The organism is Bacteroides rodentium JCM 16496, from assembly GCF_000614125.1.
In the GTDB taxonomy this organism is placed as follows: Bacteria; Bacteroidota; Bacteroidia; order Bacteroidales; family Bacteroidaceae; genus Bacteroides; species Bacteroides rodentium.
Genome location: NZ_BAKJ01000001.1, coordinates 1 through 17,725, shown reverse-complemented (window position 1 = coordinate 17,725; position 17,725 = coordinate 1). Strand labels below are relative to the sequence as shown.

Sequence of the window (17,725 nt, the reverse complement as noted above, 5' to 3'; positions counted from 1 at the left end):
TAGCAGATATTGTTATGGTTTTATAAAAGATTTCCTATTAGAGAAAAATTTCTCTAATAGAGCTTTTCTTTAAAAAGAAAGTATTACTTTTGTAGGCGAAAAACAAGGGACCTGCTGAAAAGCAGGAAAAAGAGAACTTTTCCACATTCGTTTTCCCTTGTAAATCAAAGGTAAAAAGAGATTAAAGAAAGAGATTATAAACCAAATACCAACATTTTAAATCATTAAAAGAAATGGCAAATTTAGATTTAAGCAAGTACGGTATCCAAGACGTGAAGGAAATTATCCACAACCCGTCTTACGATGTACTGTTCGCAGAAGAAACCAAACCAGGTTTGGAAGGCTTTGAAAAAGGTCAGGTAACTGAACTGGGTGCTGTAAATGTAATGACAGGTATCTATACCGGTCGTTCTCCTAAAGATAAATTCTTCGTAATGAATGAAGCCAGCAAGGATTCTGTATGGTGGACTTCTGAAGAATACAAAAACGACAACAAACCTTGCTCTGAAGAAGCTTGGGCTGACCTGAAGGCTAAGGCTGTTAAGCAGCTGAGCGGCAAGCGTCTGTTCGTTGTCGATACTTTCTGTGGCGCCAACCCCGCTACTCGTATGAAAGTACGTTTCATCATGGAAGTGGCATGGCAGGCTCACTTCGTAACTAACATGTTCATCCGCCCGACTGCTGAAGAACTTGCTAACTACGGAGAACCTGATTTCGTATCATTCAACGCTTCTAAGGCAAAAGTTGACAACTACAAGGAACTGGGTCTGAACTCTGAAACAGCTACTGTATTCAACTTGAAGACCAACGAACAAGTTATCCTGAACACTTGGTACGGTGGTGAAATGAAGAAGGGTATGTTCTCTATCATGAACTACAAGAACCCGTTGCGTGGTATCGCTTCTATGCACTGCTCTGCCAACACTAACATGGAAGGCACTGACTCTGCTATCTTCTTCGGTCTGTCCGGTACAGGTAAGACTACTTTGTCAACTGACCCGAAACGTCTGTTGATTGGTGACGACGAACACGGATGGGATGACGAAGGTGTATTCAACTACGAAGGTGGTTGCTACGCTAAGGTTATCAACCTGGATAAAGAAAGCGAACCCGATATCTACGCAGCCATCAAGCGCGACGCCCTGCTGGAGAACGTAACTGTTGACGCAGAAGGCAAGATTGACTTCGCTGACAAGAGCGTGACAGAAAACACTCGCGTTTCTTATCCTATCTACCACATCAACAACATCGTTAAGCCGGTTTCCAAAGGTCCTCACGCTCATCAGGTAATCTTCCTGTCTGCCGATGCATTCGGTGTATTGCCTCCGGTATCTATCCTGAACCCCGACCAGGCTCAGTACTACTTCCTCTCCGGCTTTACTGCTAAGTTGGCTGGTACAGAACGTGGTATCACTGAACCTACTCCGACATTCTCTGCTTGTTTCGGTGCTGCTTTCTTGAGCTTGCATCCTACTAAATATGCAGAAGAATTGGTTAAGAAGATGAACAAGGTTGGTGCTAAGGCATACTTGGTTAACACCGGTTGGAACGGTAGCGGCAAACGTATCTCTATCAAAGACACTCGTGGTATCATCGATGCTATCCTCGACGGCTCTATCGACAAGGCTCCGACGAAGGTTATTCCTTTCTTCGACTTCGTGGTTCCGACTGAATTGCCGAATGTAGACCCGAAGATCCTCGATCCTCGTGACACTTACGAATGCGCTTGCCAATGGGAAGAAAAAGCTAAAGACCTGGCCGGTCGCTTCATCAAGAACTTCGCTAAGTTCACTGGCAACGAAGCTGGTAAGGCTCTGGTTGCTGCTGGTCCGAAGCTCTAATCTGACAATAAAGTTAGAAACATATGGAAAAGGCGTCTCCTCCGGGAGATTGCCTTTTTCTTTTTTTACATCTCTATCTCATTGATAATCCGAAAGTTTTAGTAGCTTTGCAGAAACCATTATTCCAATAAAGCAATATGAAAAGTATCAAATTGATGTTGGCAGGTGCAAGTTTGCTGCTACTTTGCAGTTGCAGCGCCCAGGCCCAGAAAGAGTCCCAAGTTGCCTATGCAAATGAAAGCAAAGAGAATACGGTGATTGAAACCATCATGTCACGCCGCAGCATCCGCCAGTACAAACCGCAAGCCGTGAATCGCGACACCATGCAGATTATCCTGGATTGCGGTATCAATGCACCCAACGGACAGAACAAGCAATCGTGGGAAGTGCGTGTAGTGGATAACCCGGATTTCATCAACGGCATTACGGAAATCTACAAGAAGGAAAATCCCAAAGCCGCCGAAGACCCGAAATTCAAGAACATGTTCCGCAACGCTTCTACAATAGTATTTATTGCCAATGATCCGTCTTATGACCTTTCGCAGATTGACTGTGGACTGCTGGGTGAGAATATGATTCTATCGGCCTGGTCCATGGGAATCGGTTCTTGCTGTTTGGGCGGCCCCACACGCTTCATGACCTCTACTCCAGCTGCTGCCGAATACCTGAAGAAACTGGATATTCCGGAAGGCTATCAGCTGCTTTATTGTATAGCTTTCGGCTATCCGGACGAAACGCCCGTTGCCAAACCCCGTAATGCGGCAAAGGTAAAATTCATCGATTGACTCTCTTCTGATGAATGATAATATAACAAAAGGAGTGTCTCACCTTGCGGCAGCGCACTCCTTTTATATATAACAACTAAAACTCTTCTGTTTATCAGCTCTTGTTCGCACGCTTACGCTCAAGCTCATCGAGGATAACCTTGCGCATACGCATTGATTTAGGAGTAACTTCCACGTATTCGTCTTCCTTGATATATTCCAGCGCCTCCTCAAGAGAGAACTGTACAGGAGGAATCAGACGTGCCTTGTCATCCGAACCACTGGCACGCATATTGGTAAGCTTTTTGGACTTCGTTACATTAATCACCAAGTCGTTGTCATGGGAATGCTCACCCACTACCTGGCCTGCATAAACCTCTTCCTGCGGGAAGATGAAGAACTTGCCTCGGTCCTGCAACTTGTCGATGGCGTAGGCAAAAGCCGTACCGGACTCCATGGCAATCATAGAACCGTTGGTACGCCGTTCAATCTCACCCTTATACGGCTGGTATTCCTTAAAACGGTGCGCCATGATGGCCTCTCCAGCGGAAGCGGTCAACACGTTGGTACGCAGACCGATGATACCGCGCGACGGCATGTCGAACTCAAGATTTACACGTTCGCCGGCACTTTCCATCTTCACCATTTCACCTTTACGACGGGTCACCATATCAATCATCTTGCTGGCATATTCTTCGGGAACATTGATGGTCAGCTCTTCGATAGGTTCGCATTTCACGCCGTCAATCTCCTTGAAGATTACCTGCGGCTGCCCTACCTGCAACTCATATCCCTCACGACGCATGGTTTCAATCAATACGGAAAGATGAAGCACACCACGACCGGAAACAATCCACTTGCCATCTTCCTCGCTCTTGCGCACACGAAGAGCAAGATTCTTATCCAACTCCTTCATCAAACGGTCGTGGATGTGGCGGGAAGTAACAAACTTACCTTCCTTACCGAAGAATGGAGAGTCATTGATGGTGAAGAGCATACTCATCGTAGGCTCGTCAATGGCAATGGGCGGCAGCGCTTCCGGATTTTCGTAATCGCAGACCGTATCTCCGATTTCAAATCCTTCGATACCTACCAATGCACAGATGTCACCGGAAGATACTTCCTGCACCTTTACACGGCCCATACCTTCGAATGTATGCAGTTCCTTGATTTTTGATTTCACGATACTCCCGTCACGCTTTGCCAAAGACACGTTCATGCCTTCTTTCAATGTGCCACGGTGCACGCGCCCCACAGCAATACGCCCGGTATACGAAGAATAATCCAGCGAAGTAACCAGCATTTGCGGTGTACCTTCCAACTGTTCGGGGGCAGGAATATTCTCCAAGATACAATCCAGAAGCGGATAAATGTTATCAGTCGGCTGCTGCCAGTCCGTACTCATCCAGTTATTCTTGGCAGAACCGTAGATAACGGGGAAATCCAGCTGATCCTCGGTTGCATTCAAGCTGAACATCAAGTCGAACACCATCTCGTATACTTCTTCGGGACGGCAGTTTGGCTTATCCACCTTGTTCACAACAACGATAGGCTTCAAACCAATCTGCAGAGCTTTCTGCAATACAAACCGTGTCTGCGGCATAGGACCTTCGAAAGCATCCACAAGCAGGATGCATCCGTCCGCCATGTTCAATACACGCTCTACTTCACCTCCGAAGTCACTGTGTCCCGGAGTATCAATAATGTTAATCTTGGTGTCCTTGTAGTTGATAGAAACGTTCTTTGAGAGAATCGTTATACCTCGTTCACGCTCCAGGTCATTGTTGTCCAACATTAATTCACCTGTGCTCTGGTTGCTTCGGAAAAGGTTTCCGGCCAAAAGCATCTTGTCAACGAGCGTCGTTTTCCCATGGTCCACATGGGCAATAATTGCAATGTTTCTAATGTTTTGCATATAATACCTATTATTTTCAGGCGACAAAGTTAGTGATTTTGGATTAGATATGCAGTATAGATATGATTTTTTTGCTGAATATCATTGTGATATAAAAGTTTATCCCTATCTTTGCAGCCCCGAAAGGGAATATTTATAATAACTTTTAATTAAACATTATGTATTTAGACGCTGCTAAAAAGCAAGAAATCTTCGGCAAATACGGAAAGTCTAACACTGATACTGGCTCAGCTGAGGCTCAGATAGCTTTGTTTTCCTACCGTATTGCCCGTCTGACTGAGCACCTTAAGCTCAACAGAAAGGATTATAGTACAGAAAGAGCTTTGACTATGTTGGTAGGTAAACGCCGCGCGTTGCTGACTTACCTGAAGGACCGCGACATCAACCGCTATCGTGCCATCGTCAAAGAACTCGGCTTGCGTAAGTAATCTACTTGCGGCAAAAACCATTAAAAAAGGAAGTTTTCCAAAAGGAAACTTCCTTTTTTGTTTATAATCCGATTTATACGTAATTTTGTATCCATGAAAAGGAAAGTATCAGCAGCAAATCTTTCGATAGCAATCACTTTTCTATTGGTACTGCTATCATTCGGCTTCGGTTATCGCAACTATTCGCAGGCAGAACAACACGTGGTCTCTGACCTGAATCAAGCGCTGCAACGCACAGTATTGCAGCACAAAGGATTATGGTTGAATGCAGATACCATCCAAACCTATGCCAAGCTGCAAGAAGTGATGGGTGCTCCCGTTTCCGTAAGCGGTTTCCACAGAGCCTTTACCGAAGCATTGTCCATCACCGGATTGAAAGATGTCTCTACACTTTCGCTGCATATACTGAAAAAGAATGCTACCGCCACCGTATTCAATGAAATTCCTGCCGGATGTCTTGCCAGCGACACATTGGTATGGCTCTCCACCACAGCCGATGCATCTGGACTGACACTTTCTTTCCGGGGATATGCCCGTTGCTCAGCTGCCATGCTGTTCAGCTTATCCAAGCAGACGATTCCGGCAACATTGCTATTGGCCGCCCTACTCTGGGGAGGATTCACCTTTTTCTATTTCCGTCGGTGCACAAGGACTGATGCTGATACTCATAACGGGCAACAGCAGGGAAACGTCATCACTTTCGGCAACCTTTCATTTTCCCGCCAGGAAGCCTGCTTCTATAATGAGCGGCAAGAGAAGCTGAAGCTCACACCCATGCAGTACACACTGATGGAGATGTTCTATCTTTCTTCCTCACACCTACTTTTCAAATCCGACATCTGCCAATCACTATGGCCGGGAAAAGACAATGCAGACGAAACGCTTTACACATTGATACGGCGCCTGAAGCCCATTGTCGAGGACAACAGCAACCTCAGAATAACAACAGACCGCGGCCGCGCCTACGGACTGGAAATAAGAACCTAAACATTATAAGAATCATGAAGACTAACAGACTTATCCTATCAGCTAATCTGCCTGACTGCCGCAATGCCGGCAACTGCTCAAAGCCGAAAGCGAAAAGAAAACACGTAATCGAACGTATAGTAAAGGAAGCCATAGCTGCCAGACAATACAAAATCAACGTAGACCGGATGCAACCGATGAGAGGCAGCAGCCGTAGCCTGACCACCAACTATACATTGGAAGTCAGAAATGACTCTGTTTTTTCCTATCTACCTTACTTTGGAGTGGCCTATAACGCTCCCTATGGAGGAGGCAAAAGTCTAAACTTCAACGCCCCCATCACCGGATACACAACCAAGCCTCTCAAAAAAGGCAAAACCCAAATAGACTTCAAGACTCGCAGTGAAGACGACAATTATGAATACAGCCTCACCGTCTTTCCCGACGGTTCTACCAGTATCCATATACAGTTCATGAACAAGCAGTCCATCTCATTTACCGGAGATATGGATACAGAAAAATAGCCATTCCCCGCCCAGAAGAGTAAGAAAAGGCATTGTCAGCCTATTGTCAGGCAAATGTCAGACAATTATCCGCTTTTTGTTTCTTCCATCCCGGCAGAAAGCGGATACCTTCGTGTCCCGAAATCAAACAACAACCGGAACATGAAACAGATAGTATGTATTCTTGCCCTGCTCCTAATGAGCGTCATGACAACAAAAGCACAAACCAGCCCGGCAACACCCTCTATCCGGGGTAGAATTCTCACAGAAGAAAAGCAACCGGTAGAGTTTGCCAACATCGCCCTCCTTTCCGAAGATTCCACCTTCATACAAGGAACGTGCAGCCGAAGCGACGGTGGTTTTGAACTTCTCCCTCCCGCTCCCGGAAACTATCTACTACAAATTTCTTCCATCGGTTACAAAAACCTTTGCCAGCCTTGCTCCACCGGGAGTACCCACAACTGGATATTGCAAACCGATGCCGTGCTACTTGCGGAAACCGTCATCACCGCCGCCCGCCCCGTTTTCAGACTAAAGGGCGGAAAGTTGGAGACAAGTGTACGGCAAACCCTGCTCGCATCCTTGAATGATGCCAACGACGTATTGAAACATATCCCCGGACTGCGCTCCTCTGATGAGGGGTATACCGTTTTTGGCAAAGGGACACCGGTCATCTATATAGACAACCGCCTTCTGCAAGACAACTCCGAGCTGCAACGCCTCTCTGCCGCCGATATTGAAAAAGTGGAGCTCATCACCAACCCGGGTGCAGAGTACGATGCTACCGTTAAAGCCGTTGTACGCATACGCACCGTACGTAACAAAAGAGACAGTTTTGGCGGTAATTTCCGTGCAGGAATCACCCAACGGAGACGCAGCAGCCATTACGGACAAATCAATCTGAATTATCAGAAGAAAGGGCTGTCCCTGCTGGGCATGCTGTACACCAATTATGAAAACAGAAAACGCCACCAGGAGGTTCGCTACCAGATACCGTCCGAAATACAATGGGATGTAAACAACCGGGGTCACTTATATAATAAGGGACTGCTTGCCGGAGGAAAAGCAAGCGCCAGTTACGACTTCACCCCTCAACACAGCCTCGGTGCCTCCTATGAGTTTCATCGTACCCCCGATTATCACAGCAGTGACCATTCGGCATATACCGTCCGGGCAAATGAAGAGTTGGCCGATCACACCATACATTCCTCCCAAAACCTGCAGCAAACCAGCCGGCACCAGCTGAATGCCTACTATCAGGGCAGCATAAAGCAACTCCACATAAACTTCACCACCGACCTGGTGTACGGCAAAAGTTATGATCACCAGGAGGCTCAAGAAGAAAGCCAGACCGAAGGCAATCGCGATATCAGCTCTTTCAACCACGCCGACAACCGCCTTTATGCCGCCAAGTTGATTCTGACCCATCCCCTTTGGAAAGGTGAACTGAAGACCGGTGCCGATTACACCTTCATCCGACGGAATGACAATTTCCTGAACCGGCAGCACATACTTCCCGATACAGACAGTCGAATCGACGAAAGCAAGTCTGCCGTCTTTGCCGAATATTCACTGACATTAGGAAAAATCAGCCTTCTTGCAGGACTGCGCTTCGAGCATGCCGTCTCCGACTATTGGGAGCAGGAAGAGTACGTGTCCGGTCAAAGTCGTACTTACAATGACTGGTGCCCCAACCTATCGGTAGACTTTCCTCTCGGCAAAGCCCAAGCCAATCTCAGCTATACAGCCAAAAGCAACCGCCCCAGCTTCTTCCAGCTACGTAGCACACTGAGTTATAACAACCGTTTCATCTACGAAGGCGGCAACCCGCTGCTCACCCCCGAAACCAACCACGACCTACAGTTCACGGTCCTTTACAAGTGGATGCAATTCGGACTCAACTACCAATACCGCCGCAATGCCATTGCCTTCATGACCAAAGAATATGAGGACAATCCGGATGTTGTCATCTTCATTACCGGAAATTTCAAACGGATGCAGTATCTCACCGCCTCTGCCCATCTGTCACCCACCGTCGGCATCTGGAAACCGGGGCTCGGCATCTACTTCGCCCAACCGTTCTTCAAAGTCACCAATCAAGGCAGTAGCAAGAAAATGAACCGCGGCAGCATTTACCTCTTTCTGCAAAACAGTCTCCAGCTTCCGGACGAGTGGATTCTTTCCCTTAATGCCGACTACCAGAGCGAAGGCAACTTCGGCGCCATGCTGCAACGTTCCTATTGGGGCATAGACGCCGGCATCCGCAAAACATTCTTCAACAAAAGGCTGACGCTCGGACTACAAGCCAATGACCTGTGGAATTCCCGGTATGGCTCCTTCATGCTGTTCGGTCCCCGGCTGACCTATACGAAAAAGGCAAACCCGGACTCGCGCAGCTTCTCCCTGAACCTAAGCTATCGTTTCAATGCAGCAGGCAAAGCGTACAAAGGAAAGCACGTATCGGAACAAGACTTGAAGCGGCTATAAACAGAACTTTGGGGAAGAAAGAGAAACAGAACAGAAGAATATTATACAAATAAGCCGACCACCGGAAATATTTCAGCAATATTTTCCCCCAGAATGTTGCATCAAGTAAAAGTTTCTCTTATTTTTGCGGTTTAACAGCTATAAATTATAACCTTTAGACAGAAAATACTATCATTATGGATACCAGCAAAATCGTAGGAGAAAAAATAAAATCACTCCGTGAAAGCCAATCCATCAGTATGGAAGAACTGGCACAGCGTTCGGGACTTGCTATCGAACAGATTGAACGTATAGAAAACAACATCGACCTCCCGTCACTGGCTCCCCTCATCAAGATAGCTCGTGTGCTGGGTGTACGTTTGGGAACTTTTCTTGACGACCAGGATGAGAACGGTCCCGTGGTCTGCCGTAAGGACGAGTCGCAGAACAGCATCAGTTTCTCCAACAATGCCATCCACAGCCGCAAGCATATGGAGTATCATTCACTCTCCAAATCCAAAGCCGACCGCCATATGGAGCCGTTTATCATTGATGTGGCCGCTACGGACGACAGTGACTTTGTACTCTCCTCACACGAAGGCGAAGAATTCATCATGGTGATGGAAGGGACCATGGAAATCAGTTACGGCAAAAACACCTACCTGCTCGAAGAAGGTGACAGCATCTATTACGATTCCATCGTTCCGCACCACGTACACGCCTATGAAGGGCAGGCAGCCAAGATACTTGCAGTAGTTTATACACCCATTTAAATTAATGGAAAATTGAAAGGTGAAAATGGAAAATGATAAATACTTTCTATTTTCACCTTTCAACTTTCCACTTTCAACTTCCACATCATGTTATACGAACGTACCCTCGGCCAATGGTTGGAACATTGGGCCGAAACAACACCAGACAAAGAATATATCGTTTACTCTGACCGCAACCTGCGTTTCACCTGGAGCCAGTTCAACCGCCGGGTGGACGACATGGCCAAAGGACTTATCGCCATCGGCGTGGAGCGGGGAACACACGTAGGTATCTGGGCAGCCAACGTACCCGACTGGCTGACTCTATTATACGCTTGCGCCAAGATAGGGGCCGTCTACGTAACGGTAAATACCAACTACAAACAGTCCGAGCTGGAATATCTCTGCCAGAACTCCGACATGCATACCCTCTGCATCGTCAATGGCGAAAAGGACAGCGACTTTGTGCAGATGACCTATACCATGCTTCCGGAACTGAAAACCTGCCAGCGCGGACACCTGAAAAGCGAACGTTTCCCTTATATGAAAAACGTCATCTACGTGGGGCAGGAGAAGCACCGGGGCATGTACAACACGGCCGAAATACTTCTCTTGGGCGACAACGTGGAAGACAGCCGCCTGAATGAGCTCAAAAGCCAGGTCACTTGCCACGATGTAGTGAACATGCAATACACGTCCGGCACTACGGGATTCCCGAAAGGCGTCATGCTTACCCACTACAACATTGCCAACAACGGCTACCTGACGGGCGAACACATGAAGTTTACCGCCGATGACAAGCTCTGCGTCTGCGTACCATTGTTCCACTGCTTCGGTGTGGTACTTGCCACCATGAACTGCCTGACACACGGCTGTACGGAAGTAATGGTGGAACGCTTCAACCGCTGGTAGTGCTCGCCTCCATCCACAAGGAGCGCTGCACGGCACTTTACGGCGTACCCACCATGTTCATTGCCGAACTGAACCATCCGATGTTCGACATGTTCGATATGTCCAGCCTACGTACGGGTATCATGGCAGGCTCCCTCTGTCCGGTAGAGCTGATGAAGCAGGTGGAAGAGAAAATGTACATGAAGGTAACCAGCGTTTACGGGCTGACCGAAGCTGCTCCCGGAATGACCGCCACCCGAATAGACGACCCGTTCGACGTGCGCTGCAACACCGTAGGACACGACTTTGAACATACGGAAGTAAAGGTTATCGACCCCGAAACCGGAGAAGAGTGTCCCGTAGGCGTACAAGGCGAAATGTGCAACCGCGGATACAACACCATGAAGGGCTACTACAAAAACCCGGAAGCCACAGCCGAAGTCATTGATGAGAACGGCTTCCTGCACTCGGGAGACCTTGGAGTAAAGGACGAGGACGGCAATTACCGCATCACAGGACGCATCAAGGACATGATTATCCGCGGTGGCGAAAACATCTATCCCCGCGAGATAGAAGAGTTCCTCTATCAACTGGAAGGCGTAAAAGACGTACAGGTAGCCGGTATTCCCTCTAAAAAGTACGGTGAAGCCGTAGGCGCTTTCATCATCCTGCACGAAGGAGTGGATATGCACGAATCGGATGTACGAGACTTCTGCATCGGCAAAATATCACGCTACAAGATACCCAAGTATATCTTCTTCATCAAGGAATTCCCCATGACGGGAAGTGGCAAGATACAGAAATTCAAGCTGAAAGACCTGGGATTGCAACTCTGCAAGGAGCAGGGGATTGAGATTGTGTAATAATAAAGGAGTAGGGGTTAGGGATTAAGGATAAAGGATTAGGGATTATTGGGGTCGCATAGACTTTAATATAGGCATAAACCATCCCTAATCCCTAATCCTTAATCCCTAACCCTTATTCCTTATTTTTCTTCTTTTTCCGGATACTTCATATTCTCCTCTTTCATCTGTTCCAGTACCTCATGCAGGTATTTGGCAGACTCCCATTTAGCCATTGGCAGGTCGTGGAGCAGATAATTACCACAATCTTGCGGAGCGGCACCGGGGACTTCACCTTCATATTCGGCAACAAAGCGGAAGGTGTCTTGCATCAGTGCCAGTATGTCCTGCGGCTTCAAGTCACCTTTCATCAACAGATAATTACCGGTGAGGCAGCCATGGGCCAATAAATAATCTTGTCCTGCCACTGCGGGTCGTTGCGCAGGTAGGTGGCGGCAAGGTGTTCGATGGTGTGCAGAGCACCTTGTCCCAAGGCAGGCTCGCGATTGGGTTCTTTCATACGGATGTCGAAAGTAGTGACTGTTTCTCCATTCACTTTATCCTGGCGGGATACGTAAATGCCGCGCAACAAGCGGATGTGGTCGATTGTAAAACTGGGAATCTTCTTCATGAGTGATGAGTTATAAGTTATGAGTTATAAATTACCGGGAAGGGTGGATAGGAAGGTCCATATCGTGAGGAACGAACGCTCTGCCATGGTTCCCCAGAAATCGGCATACTGCGAAGCATGGTCCTCTACTCCGGGTGTGTCGCTGATGATGCGGAAGCTGAGAAAAGGGACACCGTACAGATAGCAAGTCTGCGCAATGGCGGCAGACTCCATATCAACAGCAAGACCGTCGGGGAAACGTTGCTTGATGGTATCCAGCTCCGTACGGTTGGTGATGAACTGGTCACCGGTACAGATAAGTCCGCTGTGGATGCGGCTTTCCATTCCGGCTTCGTTCAGCGACAAGGCATGTTTCAACAGAGAGGGACATCCCTCGTAAGAGGCGGGGAAACCTTGCACTTGTCCGTACTCGTTACCGTCGCCGCACCAGACGTCGTGATACACCAGACGTTGGCTTGCCACTATATCCGTCACCTTCAGGCAAGCATCAATGCCGCCCGCCACACCGGTGCTGACGATGCAGTCCGGAGAAAAGCGCCGTATCAGTTCCGAAGCTCCTACCGCTGCACTCACCTTACCGATGCCGCATTGCGTCAAGATTACATGGTTACCGCCCAATGTACCTCCCACATAGCGGAAACTACCATCGCCCGATGTATTCTTATCCTGCAAGCGCTCCACCAACCGGCGGTGTTCGCTGTCCATTGCGCTGATTATTCCTATCGTCATAGGGGTAAGTTTATGAGTTATCAATTCTCCGGCAAAGGTAATTCATTTATTGTTTTCTCAGAAGCATCATCTCTATAATCTTTAGAAATAGCATCAGGAACACGGCTCTTGCATTTAACTCCTTTAAATTTTAAAAGAAGTATCGGCTTTAACCTGCATTATTCATGCCTGGGAGTTAACTCCCAAGACGACTTGTCGGCTGACGACTCCTTTAAATGAAAGAGCCGTACATCAGGAAGCTAATAATCTATAGATAATTATATTCTTTCAACCTTTTATCGTAATTTTGTAGCAAAATACAAGCTTCATGAGTACAAGTTTACAATTCATAGATTTGTTTGCAGGTGCAGGAGGACTGTCGGAGGGTCTGACCGAGGCTGGCTTTCACAGTTTGTTCGCAAATGAAATCGTACACACATACGCTCAGACTTATGCCCGCAACCATATAGGTTCCAAAGTGGAAACAGCGGACATACGTCAGTTGGACGCCGACAAGATACGTGAAGATTTAGGTATGGAGAAAGGGCAGTTGGACCTTATTGCCGGTGGCCCTCCTTGTCAAGCTTCTCGATAAACGCCCCTGTCAGAAGTGTTTCAGACCAAAGGAATCATCTGTTTAGAGAATACTTAAGATTCGTTGAAGCTTTTGCTCCCAAAGCCGTTTTGATAGAAAACGTTCCGGGCTTAGTGTCCTTTGAACAGGGCGAAACCCTTCATGCCATACTGCAAGCGCTCGCCGAATTGGGCTATGGCGCTGATGTCAGGATATTAGGGGCTGCATATTATGGTGTACCCCAAATGCGGTGGCGTACAATTATTATTGGTTTTAGAGGAATAGAACTTCCTCTTTCTGCTTTTCCCGAGCCTGTATATCATGCTCCTATCCGCCCGAATTTTGCAACAGTCTTCAATGGGAAAAGTCTTGTTTCCTTCCCGACATCAGCAACAGAGGCCAAATTCACTACCGTATATGAGGCCATCGGAGACCTGCCTTCGTTGGAGTGCGGAGAGAAAGGTGAAGCCGTAAAAGAATATGCGTGTAAACCATTTTGTGATTTCCAGAAAGCCATGCGGCAAGGCACATCAGGAGTATTCAATCATGAATCACCCAAATTGGCCAAGATAAACATCGAAAGAATGAAGTATATAAAGCCGGGAGGAAATTGGACGGATATTCCATTTGAGATTCTGCCCAAAGGAATGCAAAAAGCACGTCGTTCAGACCACACGAAACGATATGGCAGAGTCACTAAGAATGGGCTTGCTTCGACTATTCTCACTAAATGCGACCCTCATTGGGGAGCGTACATACATTATGAGCAAGACCGTTCCTTTACCGTACGAGAAGCTGCCCGAATACAATCCTTTCCAGACCATTTCGTGTTTGAAGGAACTGTAGCCGAACAATTTGCCAAGTAGGCAACGCAGTCCCTCCATTGTTGGCTAAAGCCGTAGGCAATTCCATCAGAAACATCTTAACCGAAGAAATATAAAAATGGCAGGATACATATCAGAATTTTTCGGATTCAGAGCAACCGATAAGTCCGAAAAGGCACTTATGGCGGCAGCTAAAAACACATGTCCCTTTATCGGAAGTTTCTGCACAAAGATTCTCGCAAGAGATAAAACTATAGCAGGTGTCTGTTCTGTAAGGCAGAAAACAGCAGGTTCGCCCAATGTGATTTGTTGCCCAATCAGGCTGTATGCAGACAACTACAAAATGCTTTATGAAATTGCAGAAAGAGCTTTCAACATGAAGTTGAATTTATATGCCGGACGAAACGCTATCCTCAAAGCCAAGCAAGAAAAAGGGGCGGTAGCTGTTTTTGGTAAAGGATGGGGAGGAGAACTAAGACTGCCGCAACGAAAAGGGAGCGGCTCTTATTTTGTCGATTGGGTACTGGCCCGGCTGGATGGAAACGGAGAACTTGCAGAACTGACGGCCATTGAAGTACAAACCATAGACACTACCGGAAGTTATGGCAATGCAAGAAAAGCATTGGCAGAAAACAGGGAAGTGATAAGCGACACCGTAGGGCTAAATTGGGAAAATGTTTCAAAAAGAATCATACCACAACTAATCTATAAAGGACAAGTTCTGCAACGAGAGGATTTGTGTCGGAGCGGACTGTTTTTTGTGTGTCCCAGCCCTATATATCACAGAGTTATCGGACGCTTGGGCGGCAAAGAAAAACTACCAGCTTTTCCAAACCAACCGGCAGCCATTCATTTCGTAGCTTATGACTCTATCGAGGAAAAGATAGAAGAAGGACAAATAGCACGCTTGGGCATTATAGAAGAACATTGTACGACAGTCTATAAAGTCCAGGAAGCATTTTCTGCTCTAAATCTACCGGAAGGAAATGTATATAAAGAGGCTATTTGCCATTCATTATACCCTGAAAGATATTGTAAATAATTAATTAACTCAACAACTCAACAACTCATGAAGAAGCTTCTTCCCGACCTTATTGCCATCCTGGCATTCGTCCTCCTTTCCTTCGCCTACTTCTTCCCGGCGGATATAGAAAACCGTATTCTCTTTCAGCACGACACAGCTGCAGGAGCAGGCGCCGGACAAGAAGTCAAGGAGTATTACGAACAGACGGGCGAACGCAGCCGTTGGACAAACTCGCTGTTCGGCGGTATGCCCATGTATCAGATAGCCCCTTCGTATGACTCCACCAAGTCGCTGCAGTGGGTACAGAAAGCCTATCAACTCTTCCTGCCCGACTATGTGTGCCTCACGTTCATGCTGATGCTCGGCTTCTACATCCTGCTGCGCGTCTTCGGCATACCGGTCTGGCTGGCCGGACTGGGCGGTGTCATGTGGGCATTCTCCTCCTATTTCTTCATCCTGATATCTGCCGGACACATCTGGAAGTTCATCACCCTTGCCTACGTGCCGCCCACCATAGCGGGCATCGTGCTTGCCTATCGCGGGAAACTGCTGTGGGGAGGCATCCTCACCGCCTTGTTCGTGGCCCTGCAAATCACCTCGAACCACGTGCAGATGTCCTATTACTTCTTCTTCGTCATCCTCTTCTTTGTGGGAGCCTACTTCGAGAAAGCATGGCGCACCAAGACACTGCCCCAGTTCTTCAAAGCAAGTGCCGTACTGATTGTGGCAGCCCTCGTCGGCATAGCCGCCAACGTATCCAACCTCTATCACACTTATGCTTACAGCAAAGAAACCATGCGCGGCAAGAGCGAACTGGTGCAGACCGGCGACGCTGCCAAGCAGACCAGTAGCGGGCTGGACCGCGACTACATCACCCAGTGGAGCTACGGCATCGACGAAACACTGACTCTGCTGGTGCCCAACTTCAAAGGCGGAGCATCCGCCGCCCTCAGCCAAAGTGAAACCGCCATGAGCAAGGCAAACCCGATGTACAGCAGCTTGTACGGCTCACTGACACAATATTTCGGTACCCAACCCATGACGTCGGGTCCCGTCTACGTCGGAGCATTCGTCTTGTTTCTGTTCGTACTGGGATGCTTCATCGTGAAAGGACCGTTGAAGTGGGCATTGATAGGAGCCACTTTCTTCTCCATTGTCTTGTCCTGGGGCAAGAACTTCATGCCGCTGACGGATTTCTTCATCGATTACGTCCCGTTGTACAACAAGTTCCGCGCCGTGTCCTCCATCCTTGTCATAGCAGAGTTCACGATACCTTTGCTGGCAATCTTTGCCCTGAAACGCCTGCTTGAAGAGCCGGAAATCCTGAAGCAAGAAAAGAAGCCCCTCGGCATCAGCCTGCTGCTCACTGCAGGCATCGCCCTGCTGCTTGCCGTTGCCCCGGGCAGCATCGGCTCCGGTTACGTGCCCGCCCAAGAGGCACAGATGCTGCAGAATGCCGTCAACCAGCAGATGATACCCGCCAACGAGCTCTCCGGCATCCTTGCCAACTTGGGAGAGATGCGTGCCGAACTCGTCAGCAGCGACGCCCTGCGTAGCTTCATCATCATAGGCATCGGCTGCAGCCTGCTCTGGCTCTATGCAAACGGCAAGCTGCGCAGCTCGCTGACCATTGCAGGCATCACCATACTCTGCCTGGGAGACATGTGGGGAGTGAACAAACGCTACTTGAACGATGCACAGTTCGTGCCCGGTTCCATCCGCACCGAGACCTTCAACAAGACCCAGGCGGATGAGCAGATCCTGCAAGACCCCGACCCGGACTACCGCGTACTGAACCTCTCCACCAACACCTTCAACGAAAGCAACACTTCTTATTGGCATAAGAGTGTCGGAGGCTACCATCCCGCCAAGCTGCGCCGCTACCAGGAGATGATAGACCGCCACATAGCGCCCGAAATGCAGGCCGCCTACCGTGCCATCGCCACCGCCGGGGGCAAGATGGAGGAAGTGGATGCCAACCAGTTCCGCGTACTGAACATGCTGAACACCAAATATTTCATCTTGCCTGCCGGACAGCAAGGGCAGACACTTCCCATCCTCAACCCGCACGCCTACGGCAATGCATGGTTTGTAAACAAGGTGCAGTATGTGAACAACGCCAACGAAGAAATTGACGCCCTGGACAGCATCATACCCACGGAGACAGCGTAGTGGATGCCCGCTTCAAGGATGTACTGAAAGGTGCCACGGAAAGTTATAAAGACAGCCTCTCCAGCATCCGCCTAACAAGTTACGCACCTAACCGCCTGACGTACGAAACGAACAATGCCCAAGACGGTATTGCCGTATTCTCCGAAATCTATTATCCGGACGGCTGGCACGTAACCATCGACGGACAGCCTGCCGAACTGGCACGCGCCGACTACATCCTGCGCACAATGTATGTTCCTGCCGGACAGCACACCATCGAAATGCGCTTTGACCCCACCAGCCTACACGTGACGGAAGGCATCGCCTACGGAGCACTGGCGCTGCTGGTGATAGGTATCATCGTGGCAGTGCTGATAGCCAAAAGGAAGTATGTAAAGGCATAAGAACAAATATCATTCCCCCATAAGCACCCGACGCATTCCGC

At 48.3% G+C, this 17,725-nt stretch carries 10 protein-coding genes and 4 pseudogenes; 11 read left to right on the top strand and 3 right to left on the bottom strand.

From position 1 onward, the window contains the following. The first annotated feature begins 233 nt into the window (after window positions 1-233). Together pckA and JCM16496_RS00065 are read left to right on the top strand one after the other, a co-directional pair. Window positions 234-1,841 (top strand): phosphoenolpyruvate carboxykinase (ATP), encoded by a 1,608-nt coding sequence (gene pckA / locus JCM16496_RS00070; protein ID WP_025831488.1) that lies wholly within the window; start codon window positions 234-236, stop codon window positions 1,839-1,841. Window positions 1,842-1,978: 137 nt separating this feature from the next. After that, a complete protein-coding gene (locus JCM16496_RS00065) occupies window positions 1,979-2,626 on the top strand; it encodes a nitroreductase family protein (protein ID WP_025831486.1) in 648 nt (215 codons plus the stop codon). Window positions 2,627-2,720: 94 nt separating this feature from the next. Here the strand turns inward: JCM16496_RS00065 and typA are convergent, their stop codons facing one another. Then, on the bottom strand, window positions 2,721-4,520 hold the full coding sequence (gene typA / locus JCM16496_RS00060) for a translational GTPase TypA (protein WP_025831484.1): 1,800 nt from the start codon (window positions 4,518-4,520) through the stop codon (window positions 2,721-2,723). Between the two features lie 158 nt (window positions 4,521-4,678). On the opposite strand from typA, the gene rpsO reads away from it, so the two are divergent. The 6 genes and pseudogenes from rpsO (at window position 4,679) to JCM16496_RS00030 (ending at window position 11,389) form a co-directional block, all read left to right on the top strand. Next, window positions 4,679-4,948, top strand: coding sequence for a 30S ribosomal protein S15 (gene rpsO, locus JCM16496_RS00055; RefSeq protein WP_025831482.1), 270 nt, complete (start codon window positions 4,679-4,681; stop codon window positions 4,946-4,948). Window positions 4,949-5,041: 93 nt separating this feature from the next. Continuing rightward, window positions 5,042-5,935 carry a helix-turn-helix domain-containing protein gene (locus tag JCM16496_RS00050; protein WP_025831481.1) on the top strand — a complete coding sequence of 298 codons (894 nt, stop codon included), beginning with the start codon at window positions 5,042-5,044 and terminating at the stop codon, window positions 5,933-5,935. 14 nt (window positions 5,936-5,949) lie between these two features. Continuing rightward, the gene (locus JCM16496_RS00045; protein WP_025831480.1) at window positions 5,950-6,438 is read left to right on the top strand and encodes a DUF4251 domain-containing protein; all 489 of its coding nucleotides are present in this window, start codon (window positions 5,950-5,952) and stop codon (window positions 6,436-6,438) included. Window positions 6,439-6,579: 141 nt separating this feature from the next. Next, window positions 6,580-8,904, top strand: coding sequence for an outer membrane beta-barrel family protein (locus tag JCM16496_RS00040; protein ID WP_025831478.1), 2,325 nt, complete (start codon window positions 6,580-6,582; stop codon window positions 8,902-8,904). A gap of 176 nt (window positions 8,905-9,080) precedes the next feature. Next, the gene (locus JCM16496_RS00035; protein WP_005830747.1) at window positions 9,081-9,656 is read left to right on the top strand and encodes a helix-turn-helix domain-containing protein; all 576 of its coding nucleotides are present in this window, start codon (window positions 9,081-9,083) and stop codon (window positions 9,654-9,656) included. 84 nt (window positions 9,657-9,740) lie between these two features. After that, window positions 9,741-11,389 (top strand): annotated as a pseudogene (locus JCM16496_RS00030) (AMP-binding protein). A gap of 122 nt (window positions 11,390-11,511) precedes the next feature. Here the strand turns inward: JCM16496_RS00030 and JCM16496_RS00025 are convergent. Together JCM16496_RS00025 and JCM16496_RS00020 are read right to left on the bottom strand one after the other, a co-directional pair. Continuing rightward, window positions 11,512-11,999 (bottom strand): annotated as a pseudogene (locus tag JCM16496_RS00025) (S-ribosylhomocysteine lyase). A 24-nt stretch (window positions 12,000-12,023) separates the two neighbouring features. Next, a complete protein-coding gene (locus JCM16496_RS00020; RefSeq protein WP_025831468.1) occupies window positions 12,024-12,728 on the bottom strand; it encodes a 5'-methylthioadenosine/adenosylhomocysteine nucleosidase in 705 nt (234 codons plus the stop codon). A 307-nt stretch (window positions 12,729-13,035) separates the two neighbouring features. Between JCM16496_RS00020 and JCM16496_RS00015 the strand changes: the two are divergent. From JCM16496_RS00015 to JCM16496_RS00005, 3 genes and pseudogenes are all read left to right on the top strand, one after another. After that, window positions 13,036-14,147: pseudogene (locus JCM16496_RS00015) on the top strand (DNA cytosine methyltransferase). A gap of 76 nt (window positions 14,148-14,223) precedes the next feature. Continuing rightward, complete coding sequence (locus JCM16496_RS00010) at window positions 14,224-15,147, top strand: NotI family restriction endonuclease (RefSeq protein ID WP_025831466.1); 924 nt, start codon at window positions 14,224-14,226, stop codon at window positions 15,145-15,147. Window positions 15,148-15,174: 27 nt separating this feature from the next. Further along, a pseudogene (locus JCM16496_RS00005) lies at window positions 15,175-17,684 on the top strand (YfhO family protein). Window positions 17,685-17,725 lie beyond the last annotated feature (41 nt).